The organism is Rhizobium sp. ZX09, from assembly GCF_017357485.1.
GTDB classification, from domain to species: Bacteria; Pseudomonadota; Alphaproteobacteria; order Rhizobiales; family Rhizobiaceae; genus Agrobacterium; species Agrobacterium pusense.
On the sequence record NZ_CP031363.1, the window covers coordinates 806,261 to 821,330 of the forward strand.

Here is a 15,070-nt window from a genome sequence, read left to right on the forward strand (position 1 = left end):
GCAACGGGAAAATGGCCGGTAAGAAATCGCATGTGGTGTCGCCCGTGGCGGTTGTTTTATGAACGCATGCAACATGTACGCTTTCAGACGCGTTATCAGCAGACAGAGGGGATATGCGATGGGACAGATGATGCCACGACCGGATCTGGAGCTGGAACGACTCGTAGCAGTGCGGTCCGTTGTGGCTTTCAAGAATGCGGAAACCGCTGAATTGAAGGCGATCTCGCAACTGGCGCAGGGCGTATTCGGGGTGGCACGCGCGGCCGTGCATATTCTGGATGAGGACTGGCTCCACATTGCCGAGCAGGCAGGGCTGCAGTTCCAGGAATGCCCCCGTGACATTGCGATCTGCGACCGTGTGGTCGTCACGCAGAGTATTCTGACTGTTACGGATCTGAGCGCTCATCCTGAATTCGGCTCTTTGCCTTATGTAAAGGGCGCGCCCGACCTGCGGTCCTACGCTGGCGCCCCGATCGAACTCGAACCGGGTCTGGTGGTCGGGACTTTTTGTCTGCTCGACCCGCACGTTCGGGAGTACACCGCTGCGGAGGTCGATAATCTCCAGTATTTTGCGACACTCGCGGGCGCGCTTTTGAGATTGCAGAAAGCGAACTTCACCATGAGCCTTGCCGCCCGGGAACTGCGCGATGCGGCCATGACCGATCCGCTGACGGGCTTTTATAATCGCAAGGCTCTGGACGCGATCGTTGATCTGGAACTTGGCGCCGCGCTTTGCGAGAAAGACACTTTCGGTGTTCTCTATCTCGATCTCGACGGCTTCAAGACCATCAATGACACGCTTGGCCATGCGGCAGGAGACAGGGTGCTGGTCGAGGCATCCACCCGAATCCGCGATGCTGTAAGAGAAGATGATGTGGTGGTGCGCATGGGGGGCGACGAATTCGCAATATTCGTGCCGCGTCCGGATTCATCCACGCTCATCAACGGCCTTGCGGAAAAACTGCTCCACGCGTTTCGGCAACCGTTTCATGTGGAGGGTGAGAGCGTGCTTGCGCGCCTCAGCATCGGCGGCGCTATCGCGCCGCAGGCAGGCGCGGATCGCGCGACGCTGCTGCGGAGCGTCGATGAAGCCCTGTATCAGGCCAAAAAATCGGGGCGCGACCGGTTTGTCAGCCGCGCCCTCTGAAAGATTGCCTTGAAAAGCGTTTCGCTGCTCAGTCGTAGAAAGAATCCACGAATTTGTGGCGGCCGAGCAGGAAAGCATCGGCCACATGAGTCAGCGGCGCAAGATCGACGTCCGAGCGGCCTGACTTGATGATCTCGGCGAAGCGCTCGTAAAGGGCGGGATATTCCCGTTCCGGCTGGGATAGTTTTTCCTCGCCATTGATCGAAAGCTTCGCCCCGCCTTCCGAAAGCACCATGCGCCCCGCGGCGGTCTCGGCCACGATGTCCCAGCTCTGCTTGCCGGTCTGACGCCAGTCGAATTCGGCATGGACGGGCATTTTTGTCACGTCGGAGAAATGCAGGTCGGCCGCGATCGGCGCGTCGCGGTTTTCCGGGAATTCAAGCGTCGCCCTGGTCAGGAACAGCGCGCGCGGCAGGATATGGGTGATGATGGAAAGCGCATTGATGCCGGGATCGAACACGCCGAGACCACCCGCCTGCCAGATCCATTCCTGGTTCGGATGCCAGTGGCGCACATCTTCTTTCCAGATGACATGGACGCTGTTGATCGTCGTGGAGGCTAGAAACGCTTTGGCAGCCTCGACGCCAGGTGCATAACGCGAATGCCAGCTTGCAAACAGTGACAGGCCTTTAGAATCCGCGAGGCGGACGAGATCCTGTACCTCCGAAAGCGTCGCGCCCGGCGGCTTTTCGAGGAAGACGTGCTTGCCGGCATTCAGTGCCGCATAGGCTGCCTCATAACGATATTGAGGCGGCATGCACAGAGAGACGGCGTTGATATCGGGTACGGCCTCGAGCATCGCCTCGATGGTGCCGTAGGATGCGACGCCATCCACCGTGCCATGGCGGCTTGCGGTGCAGATCAATTCAAAATCCGCATTGCCTGCGATGGCGGGAAGATGCTGGTCGCGAACGATTTTGCCAACGCCGACGATGGCAAGGTTGGTGGCTGACATGAAGAGGAACCCGTGTGTGAGTGCTGCCTAAGATAAAGTGTGATTTTTACAGGTTTTTAGCAGAAACGCCCGCAGGAGCAAGGTGATCGTTTCGGCGAGACTGGCCTTTCCCGAGAACCCGACGTCATGACAATGTCCGGCAGGCAAAGCGAATTTCCGCGTGACCTGGAATATATAGAAGATAATAATCAATTTTAGTCGAGTTTTTTCAATTTTGACGACTGTTTTAGTGCGGGATTTGATGTATAGTCTAAAAGTATTAGAGTTTTAATTATTTAACATAAATATATATAAGATTGGATAATGGTGGTTTTGTTTAGGTATGACCGCTTGTCTGGCTTCGTTCAGAAAGTCAATGAGAGCAACCGCCAGTTCAATACGTATGGGCTTATTTTTGGTGTCATCCTGTACAATCTTTACATATTGGTGGATCTCAGTCTGGTGCCGGAGATCATCTGGCTTGATCTGGTCGTCCGGTTGGTAATTGTAACGCCGATTTTGCTTCTTTATTTTCCCGCCCGATATTATGCGATCGGGCTGCGGTCGGACGCGGTGGCGCATGAGGTGCTTCACGGGCTGGGCTGCATGTTTGTCGTTGCATCGATCATGTTCATCTATGCCAATGCCCGGACGTCATCGGCGAGCGAATATTACATGGGCATCGTCACCGTCGTCATTTACATGAATACGATCCATCGCAAACCGTTTCCGCTCGCGGTCATCGGTACGGTCGGGTGCATGGTGGTCTTCATTGTCGGCATGCGGTATGTCACGGTGACGAGCGAGGTTGCCAAGCTGCCGGCAATCATGTGCTCCGTTGGTATCAGCGCCGTTTCGCTGTTTGCGGCCTATCGTATCGAGCAGGTGGAACGGCGCGATTATCTGGCGTCGCTGCGCGAAAAAACGTTGCTGAAGCAAATTCAAAGTGCAAACCGCGAACTTCAGCAGCTCTCCAATACCGACCAGCTTACCGGTATCCGCAATCGCCGCAGCTTCGACGAGGCGGCGAGCGAGGCTTCGGCCGGCAGCGGCGGACCGCGAGCCCTCATTCTTCTCGATGTAGACTATTTCAAAAAATATAATGATTCCGAGGGCCATATTGCCGGCGATGACTGCCTGCGCAGGATCGCCGGCAGGCTTCGCAGCGCCCTGCGCAGGGACGATGGCGACAGAAGTTTCGTCGCGCGATACGGAGGCGAGGAATTTGTCGTCCTGCTCGACAATTGCGTTACTTCCGCTGCCCTGGCGATCGGTGAAAGACTGAGATTGGCCGTGATCAACGAGGCAATACCCCATCTCAACCGCCCGGACGGGCGGGAAATCGTCACCGTGAGCCTCGGGATCGCAGTCTCCGACGACGGCGGAGAAGTGATCTACGACATGGTCAACCGGGCGGATACCGCGCTTTACGAGGCCAAGCGCCAGGGAAGAGACCGGCTGGTGCTGGCCTCGGGACATATGGCAGCGATTGCCGGGTCAGCAGGACTCTATGACGCCCAAGCCTCAATGTCGGTATAGGCGGTTGAAGTCGGAGCGATGTTTTTCCTTCACGGAGCGGGACTTGCAAGGTTCATGAACCGGAATTTCTGGTGCCGAACACATGATGACAGGTAATGCAGATGATGGAATTGATCGCCGCACAAGCGGCAGCATCCGCTGCCGAACTCCCTTTCCTCCTGCTTCAGGCGGCAGCCGTTGTCGGCATGGTGTCCGTGCTGATTCTCCTCCGGCGAAACATCGCCCTCGAGGATCCCCGTTATAAGATCTATTATGGCATCGTGTTCGGCATGGCAGGGTTTCTGCTCACGATGCTCGTTTCCGAATTCATCAAACTTCCCTCCAAGCCCTATATCCGCACGGAGTTGCTGTTTCTTGCCGGGGTGCTGGGCTCATGGCAGGGCGGGCTGATAACCCTGGTTTTCGTTGCGGTCGGTCGATACGTCTTTGGCGGTCCCGTGCTGTTTGGTGCGGCCTTGCAGGACATGGTCGTCATTTCGGCCTGCGGCATCGCCATGTATGGCTGGATGCGCAACCGGCGCCTCGCCGATATTGGAAATCGGGATATTCTCACCATCTGCGCGGCCAGATTTATGACTGCACTTCTGGCCATCACAATTTCGTTTGCGCTGGGTCTGATCGATCAGGCACTGTACGTAAGCGCACTCGGTCGCCGGACAATAGGCGTCGCCTCCATTGGTTTGCCGATGATCGTCTGCCTGTTCATCCTCTTGCGCAGCGAGGCCCGGGCGCGGGAAGAGGTGAGGAAACGAGAGGAGGCAGCAAGAACGGATTCGTTGACTGGTTTGCCCAATAGGCGGGCGCTTAAGGACCATATGGAAAAGGTCATGCGGCAGGAACCGGCGGTTCCGCACGCCCTTGTTCTGATCGAGATCGTCAATATAGCCGATGTTGCCGCCTGCGAGGGAGAAGACTGGAGCGATCTTTTCTGGCCCCGGCTGGCGCGGGAGATATGCAATGGGGACTACGGCGTCCTTTGCGACACGAATGCGCCCTGTAGCTTCATGTTCGGCGATACGACACTCGCAGTCGTCATGCAGGGGATTTCACTTGAAAAGTCCGAAAGTGCGAAACTCATAATGCGTCTGCATGACGGTTTGAGCACGTTTTGTCGCTCGGCGGAGGCAGGGCCGGTCCCGCATCTCAAAATCGGCGCGGCAAATCTGGACAAGCTTTCGCAAGGGAACGTCGCCTCATTCCTCAGGCACCTCAGTCTGGCGCTCAAAGGCAGCGATCATCCGGTGCAGATTTTTCCCTTCTCCTTTGCCGAGAAAGCGACACTGGACGAGACGGTGCGGCAGATGCTCGTCAACTGGATCAAATCCGGCAGGCCGCCCATTTGCTATCAGCCGAAATTCGAAATGCGCAATCGCCGCATGATCGGTGCTGAGGCGTTGCTGCGCGCGGTCGATGCGCGGGGGCAGGCGCTTTCGCCCTATTACGTGCTGGAGATCGCCGAACGTCATCGGTTGCTGGCGGAATTCGAATGGTCGACGATCGAAGCCGTGGTGCACGACCTTCGCGATCTGCATTATTTCGATGCGGATTTTCATCTCGCGGTGAATATTTCCGCTTCGTCCTTTGCAACCGCGCACTTTGCTGACCGGGTCGTGTCGCTGCTGCAGGAAATGGCGGTGCCGGCGCATCGCCTGGCGATCGAAGTGACGGAGATGAGCAGGATTCCGACCAACGACGTCGTGCAGCAGAATTTCGATGCGCTGTTCGCCGCCGGCGTGCGACTGGCGCTCGATGATTTCGGGACCGGTTATGCCGCGCTCACTTTGCTGGCGCGGTTCCCGTTCGAAGAGGTCAAGATCGATCACTGGATGACGTCGAGGCTGGATCAATCGCGGTTCCGGGAGGCCATTGCGCTCGCCTTCGAGAGCGCGGAGCGTTATGGCGCTAAGCTGGTGACGGAAGGTATAGAAACCGAGGAGCAGAGCAGGCTTCTCATGCAGATGGGCATTCGCTTCGGGCAGGGTTATCTTTATTCCCCCGCCGTGCCGCTCGCACGGCTGCAGTCCCGCAGGGCGTGTGCCTAGCGCCAAGGGCGCCGCTCACATCTTCCCGCGCCAATGATGATCAGGGGTAAATTCGGCTGGGGCCGGATTGAATGTTCTCACTGTCTGTGCTGAGAAAAGTCACCTGTTGAACGAATGTCATGATCCGCTCTGTCGGTCATGCGGGCGAGCCGATGCTTGAAAAAAACGATGCATGGAACGACATGCCCGGAACGCCGGTCGAGCGCCGACCGAACGAAGCGGCCAAGGGCGCTGCTGCGGGCGGCCGCTCACTTGATGCCACCGCCCATTCCCTTTCAGGCAGCCGGCGCATGGCGGACGGGCCGTGGCCGCTGACGGGGCGGCCGTTTCTCAAGTTGTTTCTTGCCGTCGATGCCGGGCGGCTTCTCGCGTCCGACGCTGCGTTCTGGTCGGAAAAACAGGCGGTGATCCGTCTTAAAATGCCTGGCGGGACAGTCCTTCTCGGCCCACCCACGATGCCGGAAGCGCCGCAATATGTCCGGCAGCTCAGCAGCGCCAGCCAGCCTCTGACGCTGGAAGTCGCGCTCGCAATCACCTGGTGGGACCTTTTGCCCGGCCGCGCCCTGCTGGCGGGCGTGGCTGGCGCAAGCGTCGTTTTCTTGCTCTGTATCGTCATGACAAGACAGAGGACGCGCATGCGCGCCGCCGAAAGACGGGCCGAACTGAGCGGCATGGAAGCGAGACTGACCCACGCCTCGCGGGTTAACGCTCTCGGAGAAATGGCGAGCGGCCTTGCCCACGAGCTTACGCAGCCCCTGACGGCGATATTGGCGCAGGCGCAGGCGGGGAGGCGGCTGCTTGCCCGTCAGAATGTCACGGCTCTTTCCGGCGCTCTCGACGATATGATCGATCAGGCGCGGTGCGCCGCGAATATGCTCGACCGGTTCCGCAACTGGTCGCTGCCGCACCGCCAGCCGGTCGAGGCGCATGACCTGCGCGCCGCCCTGCGCAATGTCGATGCGCTGCTTGCCGGCGAAGCGGCCCGGCATGAGGCCAGCATTGATATCGCGATGCCGGAAGTGCCGCTTCCGGTGCGGGTCGATCCCGTCGAAATAGAACAGGTCATGTTCAATTTGCTGCGCAACGCGCTTGACGCACTCACTGCCATTGAAGGCAGACGTGCGATCACGGCAAGATTGAGCCGGAACGGTGATTTCGCCGTTCTCGATGTTGCCGATAACGGCCCCGGCGTAGCGCCCGAGCTGCGCGACCGGTTGTTCACACCTTTCACCACCACGAAAAACAACGGAATGGGGCTGGGGCTTGCCCTCAGCCAGAGGCTGGTGGAACGCGCCAGCGGTGAAATCCGATACGTCGCGAGTGAGAATGGTGCCCATTTCCGGGTTGTCCTCCCGCTTGCACCGGAGGCACGGGACCCATGACGCTGCCCGTCTATCTGGTTGATGACGATGACGCCGTGCGCAAGGCGCTCATCCTGCTTCTCTCCACCGTCGGCATAAAGGCGAAGGGCTTTGCTGATCCCGTGGCGTTTCTCAGCCAGCTTGCCGCCCTCGAGCCGGGCTGCCTGATCCTCGATATTCGCATGCCCGCCATAACCGGATTGAAATTGCAGGAGAAACTGACGGAAGAGGGGATAGACTGGCCGGTCATCATCATTTCCGGTCACGGCAACATCGAAGCCTGCCGCCGAGCCTTCCATAATGGGGCGGTGGATTTTCTCTCCAAGCCGGTCGACGAACAGGATCTCATCGACGCGATCCAGAAAGCGCACCGGATATTGGCCCGCACGCTTGACGCAAAAGCGCTGCAGGCGGAGAATTTGGCGCTCCTGTCGCTGCTGACCGCGCGGGAGCGGGAGATACTTGAACGCATCGCGCTCGGTTATACCTCGCGCCAGATCGCAGACGGACTTGGTCTGTCGCCACGCACGGTGGACAGCCATCGCGCCGCCATTGGCCTGAAGCTCGGCACAACCTCGCAGGCGGAAATGACAAGACTTTGGCTGGAAGCGGGTGCGGATCGGTAGAACTACCGAGCAGCCGGAAAGTCTTACGGATTCGCGGCTCAACGCCATCCGCTTAAACTGCAGTCCTCATCAAGCAAGAGGACCTTTTCATGATCCGCAACCTTCTCGTTGTTTCCACTCTGCTCGCTCCTTCGGTCGCCCTGGCGCAGACGCTGCCGACCGCACCTTACCTGCCACTCGAATTGGCGGAAAAGGCTGCCAGTGCGGCACTTCAGGCCTGCTCGGCCAAGGGCAACGCTGTCACCGTTGCCATCGTCGCCCGCGACGGCGCCGTAAAGACGGTCCTGAAAGCAGATGGTTCGGGTCCGCACACGGTCTCCAGCGCCACCGGCAAGGCATTCGCTGCCGCATCGCTCGGCCGTGATATCGGCGAGATCGCCGAATTCATCGCCTCCAAGCCCGCCAATGATGGCCTCCGCAACATGGATGAGCGCATGGTCATTCAGGCAGGCGGGCTGCCGATCAAGATCGGCGACGCGCTCGTCGGCGGTATTGGCGTTGGAGGCGCGCCGTCGGGTGCAATCGATGCCGAATGTGCGCGTGAAGGTCTGAACACGATCGGCGCGAAGTAAGTTTCGTCAATGCGATATGGCGGCTTCGCAAGAGGCCGCCGCTCCTGTGCCGTTGCGCATCAGCCGGCCATTGCTTCCTCGTATTCACTGGAAAGCATCAGCCATTGCTCTTCTGCATCCGATAGCCTGGCAGCGGCTTCGCCACGCTCCTTGACTTTCTGAGCGGCTTTGGCAGGGGCTTTTTCATATAGCGCCGGGTCGGCCAGTTCGGTGTCGAGCGTCTGAATCAGTTTCTCAAGTTTTGCCGTCAGGGATTCGATTTCGTTGATCTTTTTCTTCAACGGCGCGAGTTGGGCACGCTTTTCCGCGCTTGCCTTGCGCTGATCGGCCTTGGAAGCCTGATCGGCAACGGTGTCGCTCTTGTCGTCCTTCTTTTTACTGGAGGAAACGACGAGATCGCGATATTCCTCCATGTCGCCTTCGAACGTCTTGACCGTCCCGTCGGCCACCAACCACAGCCGGTCAACGGTCGCCTCAATAAGATGGCGGTCGTGGGAAATGAGGATCACCGCGCCATTATAATCATTCAGCGCCTCGATCAGCGCCCGGCGGCTGTCGATATCGAGATGGTTGGTCGGTTCGTCGAGGATCAAGAGGTTGGGTGCGTGGAAGGCAGCAAGGCCCATCAGCAGGCGAGCCTTTTCGCCACCGGAAAGGTCTTTGGCAGCCGTCGCCATCTTTTCCGTCGCAAGCCCCATCTGCGCCACGCGTGACCGCACCTGCGCCTCCGGTGCCAGCGGCATCAGCTTGCGCACATGTTCGACCGGAGTTTCATCCGGCACCAGATCGTCGAGCTGATGCTGCGCGAAGAAGCCGATCTTAAGGCCGGGCGCGACGCGAATATCACCCGCCTGCGGGGCGAGACGGCCGGAAATGAACTTCGCAAAAGTGGATTTGCCGTTGCCGTTGGAGCCGAGCAGCGCAATGCGGTCGTCATTGTCGATGCGCAGGTTGAGGTGTTTCAGAATGGACTTGCCCGGTTCATAGCCGACCGCGCCGCCATTGATGGCAACGATCGGCGAGGCCGGCTGTTTTTCCGGCTCAGGAAACGTGATCGGCTGCACATGATCTTCGATCACGGCGGCGACGGTGCCCATGCGCTCCAGGGCCTTGATGCGGCTCTGCGCCTGACGGGCCTTGGTGGCCTTGGCGCGGAAACGGTCGATGAAGCTCTGCAGGTGTTTGCGCGCGGCGTCGTTTTTCGCCTTGGCTTTCATCTGCAATTCGTCGGCCTCGGCCTTCTGCCGCTCGAACTGATCGTAGCCGCCGCGATAAAAGGCCAGCTTCTTCTGGTCGAGATGCACGATGGAATTGACGGCGTTGTTCAGCAGATCGCGATCATGGCTGATGATAATGACAGTGTGCGGATAGCGGCGGATATATTCTTCCAGCCACAGCGTGCCCTCAAGGTCGAGATAGTTGGTCGGCTCATCGAGCAGCAGCAGATCGGGCTCGGCAAACAGCACCGAGGCGAGCGCCACACGCATGCGCCAGCCGCCTGAAAAGGAGGAGGCGGGGCGGAGCTGCGCTTCATGATCGAAACCGAGACCGGCAAGAATGCTCGATGCACGCGCTTCCGCCGAATGGGCATCGATATCGACAAGCCGCATCTGGATCTCTGCGATACGATGCGGATCGGTTGCGGTCTCCGCCTCCGCCAAAAGCGCGCTGCGCTCCTTGTCAGCGGAAAGCACGATGGAGATGAGAGATTCCTCCGTGCCCGGCGCTTCCTGTGCCACCTGGCCGATGCGGGCCTGTTTCGGAATGGTCACCGAACCGCCTTCTGCCGCGAGATCGCCGGTGATGATGCGGAAAAGGGTGGATTTGCCGGCACCGTTGCGGCCAACGAGGCCCGCCTTCACACCGGCGGGAAGCGTCACGCTGGCGTGGTCAAGGAGCAGACGCCCGGCGATGCGGGCCGAAAGATCGGTAATCGTAATCATGGCGTCGTTTTGGCCGAACTGTGTGACCAAGGCAAGAGCAGGCACGCCACACCGCGGCAGTTATGAGGTCGGAAATGAAGAGGCGGCAAACGGGGACAAGGCGTGGGATGGCAGCTCGTTTTCCGGATATAAGCCCATCCTGAAGGCTTGCCGAAATGTCCTAGCAACCCAACTGCGCGAGATAGCTGTCGCGATTATGCTGCGCGAGGTCCCTGCAATAACCGACGACGCAGTTCCGGGTGCCGCACCGGGCGCAAAGCAGGGCCAATTCAGCCTGGCTGAAGAATTCCGCGGGCGTTGCGGTGCCGTCCACCGAGGCGACGCCGATTGAAACAGTCAGATGCTCGCCGCCGCCCTCACTCGTCACGAAGCGCAAGGCTTCGACGCTTTGCCGCAGACGTTCAGCGATCGCCTCAGCCGTGTTTTGCGCAACGCCTGCAAACAGGAAAGCAAATTCGTTGCCGCCGATGCGGGCGACAAAATCATCCTTCTTGATCTTCTTGCGAAAGAGCCCAGCAAGCCGCCGCAGGGCCTTGTCTCCGGCGGCGGGGCCGTATTTGGCGTTGATCTCGCGGAAATGGTCGATATTGAGGAGCATCAGCGATGTCGCGGAGGCGGCCCTGTCTCCGGCAAAAAGCTCTCCGAGTTTTTCGAGGAAAGCCGCCCGGTTGGGCAGCGCCGTCAGCACGTCGCGCAGGGAACCGGCCTGCAGTTCGGCGCGCCGCCTTTCGACGTCATGTATTTTCATCAGCCCCATGGAGATGAAATGCCTTAAGCTGGTCTGTTCCTCGTGGATGTCGTCCAGCAATCGGGCGACGCGGTCGGTGGCCGGGGACCCAACAGTTTCGTCTTCGCCAAGGCGTCCGATGAAGGCTTCCGTGCGCCTCTGGCCAGCTTCCAGCCGTGCGGAAATCTGTTTCAGCGTTTCAAAGGCCTCGCTGGCCATCTGTTCCGCTTCGATGCGGGAGAAGCCGGGCAAATTGTGCCTCTGGCCAACAAGATCGATCTCGTGCTGTTGCGGCGCATTACCGAGCGCCAGGATGTCTCGGCCCATGGCCGGGTTATGGCCCGACAATATTTCATAGATCAATTCGTAATTGCGCGGCAAGGGTGCAATATTCATCCTGGCGATGAACTGCGCGACCTTGGTAAGGACAAGACTACTTCTCGCCTGTTCGCGTTTTTTATCGCCAGCAGATGTCATCGCTGTCAGCTCCAGTATCGATGGTCTTATCAATCGAACGAAATAACCGTTTTCTGAATGGCCAAATCATAGGCGAGACGGCTTAAAATTGGCTAAACCTGCGAGCGAAATTCATCACCTCCAGGTTTTATTTCGGCCCTTGGCGAACGGAACCTTTCAAACGTCCTTTGATTGATAACATGACAAATGCTGATTTGATTTCCGGCTCCCGCCGATTTTATATCGCTTGGTCGTTATTGCAGAGAAGGTGCAGCCCATGACGAATTCCCGAACCCTCTATTCGCTCTGCGGAAGCGATGTCTCCAGGCCATTTTCCCCCCATTGCTGGAAAACCGTGTTTTCGTTGGCGCATAAGGGACTGGATTTCGAAGAGCGTCCGTTGCCCTTCACCGTCATCCCGACCGTGGAGGATGGTTTTTCGAAGACGGTGCCGATCCTGCGGGACGGCGACCGCCTGGTGAGCGACAGTTTCGAGATTGCCCTTTATCTGGACGAGGCCTACCCGGAGCGGCCATCGTTGTTCGATGGGGAAGGCGGCAAGGCCATGGCGCGCTTTGTCGAAAGCTGGTCCCAAACCCAGCTGCATCCGGCCATCGTCCGTATCGCCGTGCTGGATATCCACAATATGCTGGATGAGCCGGATCGTCGTTATTTCCGCGAAAGCCGGACAAGGGCGCTTGGCCGCCCGCTCGAGGATGTCGTCGCCAACCGCGAAGACGCGATCGCCGCCTTTCCTGCCTTGCTCGCTCCCATCCGCCGGATGCTGAGTTTTCAGCCCTTCATCGGCGGCACGTCGCCGCTTTTTTCGGATTACATCGTTTTCGGCGCGCTGCAATGGGCGAGGATCACCACCGGTGCTGATCTGTTTTCAGATAATGACCCTGTGCGCGACTGGTTCGAAGGGTGCCTCGATCTTTACGATGCAAGGGGCCGCAGTGTGACAGCGGCGTGAAATGTCTGCCGTCAGTGCCGCAATCTCATTGATCCCCCTTGTTTTCGGGCCTTTGGGCGGGTAAAGACCGCCCACTTTCTCTGAAGGAAAAGGAAACGGACACATGGCGATTGAACGCACATTTTCGATGATCAAGCCGGACGCAACCAAGCGTAACCTCACGGGCGCGATCACCAAGGTATTTGAAGACAACGGCCTGCGCGTCGTCGCCTCCAAGCGCGTCTGGATGAGCAAGCGCGAAGCCGAAGGCTTCTACGCCGTCCACAAGGAGCGCCCCTTCTTCGGCGAACTCGTTGAAGGCATGACTTCCGGCCCGACCATCGTTCAGGTTCTGGAAGGCGAAAACGCCATCCTCAAGAACCGCGAAATCATGGGCGCCACCAACCCGGCCCAGGCCGCTGAAGGCACCATCCGCAAGACCTTCGCGCTTTCCATCGGCGAAAACTCCGTTCACGGTTCCGACGCTCCGGAAACCGCCGCTCAGGAAATCGCCTACTGGTTCGCCGAAACCGAAATCGTCGGCTGATTCAAAGTCTCAACGGCTTGAATCGCTCTATCAGGCGATTGCTCGAAGCCGCTGAAAAGACTCGAAGAAGCGGAGCCGAAAGGCTCCGTTTTTTTTGTTTTTTGTTGCGATAAGGGGACGCCGCACCCGCCTTCATCATCATTCCTGTGACAAGCACAGGGACAAGGAGAGGTTGCACTCGCTCCGTCAGTCCCTACGACACCGGGCACCCCTGAGCCGGCCGCATATCAATCGTTCCGTCAGGTTTAAACACCTCCGGATTGGGCGTATAGAGCGGGCCGACGACCAGCGGCTTGGCGGGGAGAGCTGACTGGTCGGTATCGGAGCGGATGGTGGTCTCGATCGTCTGCAGAATATCGCCATCCGGCCCTTTGATGCGGACGGTGACCCTGTAGGGCCGATCCTGCTTCACACATTCGACCGGCGGGCTCTGAACGGTGATCTTTTCGTCCTTCGGAAAAATCTTCTCGCGGGTGGTGAGGTCGGGCCCTCCGCGAGGGTTTTCGAATGTTGCTTCAACGCTGCTGCCGTCGCGAATGGGGGCAATACGCTGCAGCGTCACCAGATAGGTGGCAATGGCCACGCGATAGTTGAAGACGAACATGCGGCCGGAAACCTTCGCCACCTCGCGCGGTTCTTCGCGCTGACAGCCGGAAAGGGTGAGTATCGCCACCATTGCCAGCAATGGCAGGCCGGTTCTTTTCATGACCGCGTCTCCTTCGTGCGGTGATAGTGCCGGCTGGCTTTCTGCCGGTTGCCGCACACCGCCATATCGCACCAGATCCGGCTTCTGTTTCTGCTGCGGTCGATGAACAGCCAGCCGCAATTGCCGCAGATCCTCAACCGCTGCCGTGGTTCGTCCGCAAGCAGCGACAGTGCGGAGTGGGCGGTGGCATTGGCGAGATGTTCTGCCTTCGGGAACATGCGCAGGGCGGCGCCGCAAGCGAAGAGAAACTGCGCCAGTTTCCCGTTGTCCTCGCCGCCATCGGCGATGGACGAGCGAAAATAATCGTCGATTGCCTCGCGCAGATCGAAAAGAACCGGCCGTCTCTCTTCGTCGGGCGCGACGAGGGCGGGAAATCTTTCTCGCTCCGCACCAAGCCGTGTCGCCGCTTCGGCAAAGGTGGCGATCTGCCCGGCCACGGCGAAGCGGTCTACCGATCTAGCGGCGTCTGAACGCAGGATCACGCTGTTGGCAACATCCAGCGCCAATGCGCCGCCCGCGAAACGATGTTCTGTCCAGCGAAAGGTCATGCCGCACATTATAACTATCAAAACTGGTTTTAATAGTTATAATCACAGCGGGAGGACGCGCTTGGCTTATTTCCTGCAACAATTGCTGAATGCAGTGCCGGTCGCCGCGCTTTATGCGGTTCTGGCCTTTGGTTATGCCATCGCCTTTTCAGTCACCAGACGCGCCGATGTCACCTATGGCGCCATATTCGCCTTTGCTGGCCAGACCTGCCTGCTTTTTGCCGATTTCGGCTGGAACCGCCTGTGGCTTGTTCTGCCGGCGACATTGGCGCTGGGGGCAGGGGCGGGCCTGTTCGGCGGGCTGTGGGCGGCGGGTTTCATCGGCAGGGTGGTGATGCGGCCGTTAGCGAAAGCCTCTCCCAACGCGGTGACGGTCGCTTCCATCGGGGTGTTGATAGCGCTGACGGAAAGTGCAAGGCTGGCCGCCGATACACGGCAATTATGGCTCCCGCCGCTTTTGTCGGAGCCGATACGTTTCTGGGCCGATGGCGGCTTCGCCGTGACGCTGACGCCGATGCAAATGCTGAATACGACGGCCTTCAGCCTGCTCATTTTCGCCGGATCGTTTTATCTTGGCCGCTCCGCTTTCGGCAGGCACTGGAAGGCAGTGTCGGACGATGCTTTTGCTGCAGCCTTGTGCGGGGTAAATGCAGGCCGGATATTTCTCATGTCCTATTGCGCGGCGGGTCTCGTCGCCGCCATCGCGGGCGTGCTGGCCACATTTTATTACGGCACCATGGATTTCGGGGCCGGTCTGGTCTTTGGCCTGAAGGTGGTGCTGATTTCTGCGGCAGGCGGTTATGCCAGTCCGCTCATCTGTGGGCTGGGAGCCGCCGCTGTCGGTTTTGCAGAAACTTTCTGGGTCGGTTACGGACCGGCCGCCTGGCGGGATGCGATGGTCCTCGCGATGCTGGTCGGCTGGCTGGTTATCATGCGCAGCAGGGTTGAAGCGCCTTAGGGCATTGACGAA

At 59.0% G+C, this 15,070-nt stretch carries 14 protein-coding genes; 9 read left to right on the forward strand and 5 right to left on the reverse strand.

Features of this window, described 5'->3' with window-relative positions; genetic code table 11:
- Positions 1 to 118 precede the first annotated feature (118 nt).
- Positions 119 to 1,147, forward strand: coding sequence for a sensor domain-containing diguanylate cyclase (locus BTN45_RS03925; RefSeq protein WP_207589029.1), 1,029 nt, complete (start codon positions 119 to 121; stop codon positions 1,145 to 1,147).
- Between the two features lie 28 nt (positions 1,148 to 1,175).
- On the opposite strand, the gene BTN45_RS03930 is transcribed toward BTN45_RS03925, so the two are convergent.
- The gene (locus BTN45_RS03930) at positions 1,176 to 2,102 is read right to left on the reverse strand and encodes a Gfo/Idh/MocA family oxidoreductase (RefSeq protein WP_207589032.1); all 927 of its coding nucleotides are present in this window, start codon (positions 2,100 to 2,102) and stop codon (positions 1,176 to 1,178) included.
- A 330-nt stretch (positions 2,103 to 2,432) separates the two neighbouring features.
- On the opposite strand from BTN45_RS03930, the gene BTN45_RS03935 reads away from it, so the two are divergent.
- The 5 genes from BTN45_RS03935 to BTN45_RS03955 all read left to right on the forward strand — a co-directional run bounded on the left by BTN45_RS03935 (position 2,433) and on the right by BTN45_RS03955 (position 8,221).
- The gene (locus BTN45_RS03935) at positions 2,433 to 3,620 is read left to right on the forward strand and encodes a GGDEF domain-containing protein (RefSeq protein WP_207589034.1); all 1,188 of its coding nucleotides are present in this window, start codon (positions 2,433 to 2,435) and stop codon (positions 3,618 to 3,620) included.
- Positions 3,621 to 3,721: 101 nt separating this feature from the next.
- Positions 3,722 to 5,662, forward strand: a complete 1,941-nt coding sequence (locus tag BTN45_RS03940; protein ID WP_207589037.1) for an EAL domain-containing protein — start codon at positions 3,722 to 3,724, stop codon at positions 5,660 to 5,662.
- A 119-nt stretch (positions 5,663 to 5,781) separates the two neighbouring features.
- Positions 5,782 to 7,044, forward strand: coding sequence for an ATP-binding protein (locus BTN45_RS03945; RefSeq protein WP_207589039.1), 1,263 nt, complete (start codon positions 5,782 to 5,784; stop codon positions 7,042 to 7,044).
- Positions 7,041 to 7,649: a response regulator transcription factor gene (locus BTN45_RS03950; protein WP_072494260.1), complete on the forward strand. Its 609-nt coding sequence runs from the start codon at positions 7,041 to 7,043 to the stop codon at positions 7,647 to 7,649. Before BTN45_RS03945 ends, BTN45_RS03950 begins: the two co-directional genes overlap by 4 nt.
- A gap of 89 nt (positions 7,650 to 7,738) precedes the next feature.
- Positions 7,739 to 8,221: a heme-binding protein gene (locus BTN45_RS03955; protein WP_004441094.1), complete on the forward strand. Its 483-nt coding sequence runs from the start codon at positions 7,739 to 7,741 to the stop codon at positions 8,219 to 8,221.
- Positions 8,222 to 8,280: 59 nt separating this feature from the next.
- Here the strand turns inward: BTN45_RS03955 and BTN45_RS03960 are convergent, their stop codons facing one another.
- Both BTN45_RS03960 and BTN45_RS03965 read right to left on the reverse strand, forming a co-directional pair.
- On the reverse strand, positions 8,281 to 10,164 hold the full coding sequence (locus BTN45_RS03960; RefSeq protein WP_207589040.1) for an ABC-F family ATP-binding cassette domain-containing protein: 1,884 nt from the start codon (positions 10,162 to 10,164) through the stop codon (positions 8,281 to 8,283).
- 160 nt (positions 10,165 to 10,324) lie between these two features.
- Positions 10,325 to 11,368 (reverse strand): GGDEF domain-containing protein, encoded by a 1,044-nt coding sequence (locus tag BTN45_RS03965; protein ID WP_207589041.1) that lies wholly within the window; start codon positions 11,366 to 11,368, stop codon positions 10,325 to 10,327.
- Between the two features lie 256 nt (positions 11,369 to 11,624).
- Here BTN45_RS03965 and BTN45_RS03970 point away from each other — a divergent pair, with 256 nt between their 5' ends.
- Both BTN45_RS03970 and ndk read left to right on the forward strand, forming a co-directional pair.
- Positions 11,625 to 12,320 carry a glutathione S-transferase family protein gene (locus BTN45_RS03970; RefSeq protein WP_173614562.1) on the forward strand — a complete coding sequence of 232 codons (696 nt, stop codon included), beginning with the start codon at positions 11,625 to 11,627 and terminating at the stop codon, positions 12,318 to 12,320.
- A gap of 103 nt (positions 12,321 to 12,423) precedes the next feature.
- Positions 12,424 to 12,846, forward strand: coding sequence for a nucleoside-diphosphate kinase (ndk, locus tag BTN45_RS03975; protein ID WP_003496769.1), 423 nt, complete (start codon positions 12,424 to 12,426; stop codon positions 12,844 to 12,846).
- Positions 12,847 to 13,039: 193 nt separating this feature from the next.
- Here ndk and BTN45_RS03980 read toward each other — a convergent pair whose 3' ends face one another.
- Both BTN45_RS03980 and BTN45_RS03985 read right to left on the reverse strand, forming a co-directional pair.
- Positions 13,040 to 13,552: a hypothetical protein gene (locus tag BTN45_RS03980; protein WP_037088968.1), complete on the reverse strand. Its 513-nt coding sequence runs from the start codon at positions 13,550 to 13,552 to the stop codon at positions 13,040 to 13,042.
- Positions 13,549 to 14,109: a CGNR zinc finger domain-containing protein gene (locus BTN45_RS03985; RefSeq protein ID WP_173614563.1), complete on the reverse strand. Its 561-nt coding sequence runs from the start codon at positions 14,107 to 14,109 to the stop codon at positions 13,549 to 13,551. Before BTN45_RS03985 ends, BTN45_RS03980 begins: the two co-directional genes overlap by 4 nt.
- Positions 14,110 to 14,161: 52 nt before the next feature.
- On the opposite strand from BTN45_RS03985, the gene BTN45_RS03990 reads away from it, so the two are divergent.
- On the forward strand, positions 14,162 to 15,058 hold the full coding sequence (locus tag BTN45_RS03990) for a branched-chain amino acid ABC transporter permease (RefSeq protein ID WP_207589042.1): 897 nt from the start codon (positions 14,162 to 14,164) through the stop codon (positions 15,056 to 15,058).
- Positions 15,059 to 15,070: the final 12 nt, after the last annotated feature.

Coding starts and splice junctions, on each gene's coding strand:
- BTN45_RS03985 (WP_173614563.1), bottom strand. CDS start 14,109: ATGTGCGGCATGACCTTTCGCTGGACAGAACATCGTTTCGCGGGCGGC.
- BTN45_RS03955 (WP_004441094.1), top strand. CDS start 7,739: ATGATCCGCAACCTTCTCGTTGTTTCCACTCTGCTCGCTCCTTCGGTC.
- ndk (WP_003496769.1), top strand. CDS start 12,424: ATGGCGATTGAACGCACATTTTCGATGATCAAGCCGGACGCAACCAAG.
- BTN45_RS03980 (WP_037088968.1), bottom strand. CDS start 13,552: ATGAAAAGAACCGGCCTGCCATTGCTGGCAATGGTGGCGATACTCACC.
- BTN45_RS03965 (WP_207589041.1), bottom strand. CDS start 11,368: ATGACATCTGCTGGCGATAAAAAACGCGAACAGGCGAGAAGTAGTCTT.
- BTN45_RS03945 (WP_207589039.1), top strand. CDS start 5,782: ATGATCCGCTCTGTCGGTCATGCGGGCGAGCCGATGCTTGAAAAAAAC.
- BTN45_RS03930 (WP_207589032.1), bottom strand. CDS start 2,102: ATGTCAGCCACCAACCTTGCCATCGTCGGCGTTGGCAAAATCGTTCGC.
- BTN45_RS03940 (WP_207589037.1), top strand. CDS start 3,722: ATGATGGAATTGATCGCCGCACAAGCGGCAGCATCCGCTGCCGAACTC.
- BTN45_RS03970 (WP_173614562.1), top strand. CDS start 11,625: ATGACGAATTCCCGAACCCTCTATTCGCTCTGCGGAAGCGATGTCTCC.
- BTN45_RS03925 (WP_207589029.1), top strand. CDS start 119: ATGGGACAGATGATGCCACGACCGGATCTGGAGCTGGAACGACTCGTA.
- BTN45_RS03950 (WP_072494260.1), top strand. CDS start 7,041: ATGACGCTGCCCGTCTATCTGGTTGATGACGATGACGCCGTGCGCAAG.
- BTN45_RS03960 (WP_207589040.1), bottom strand. CDS start 10,164: ATGATTACGATTACCGATCTTTCGGCCCGCATCGCCGGGCGTCTGCTC.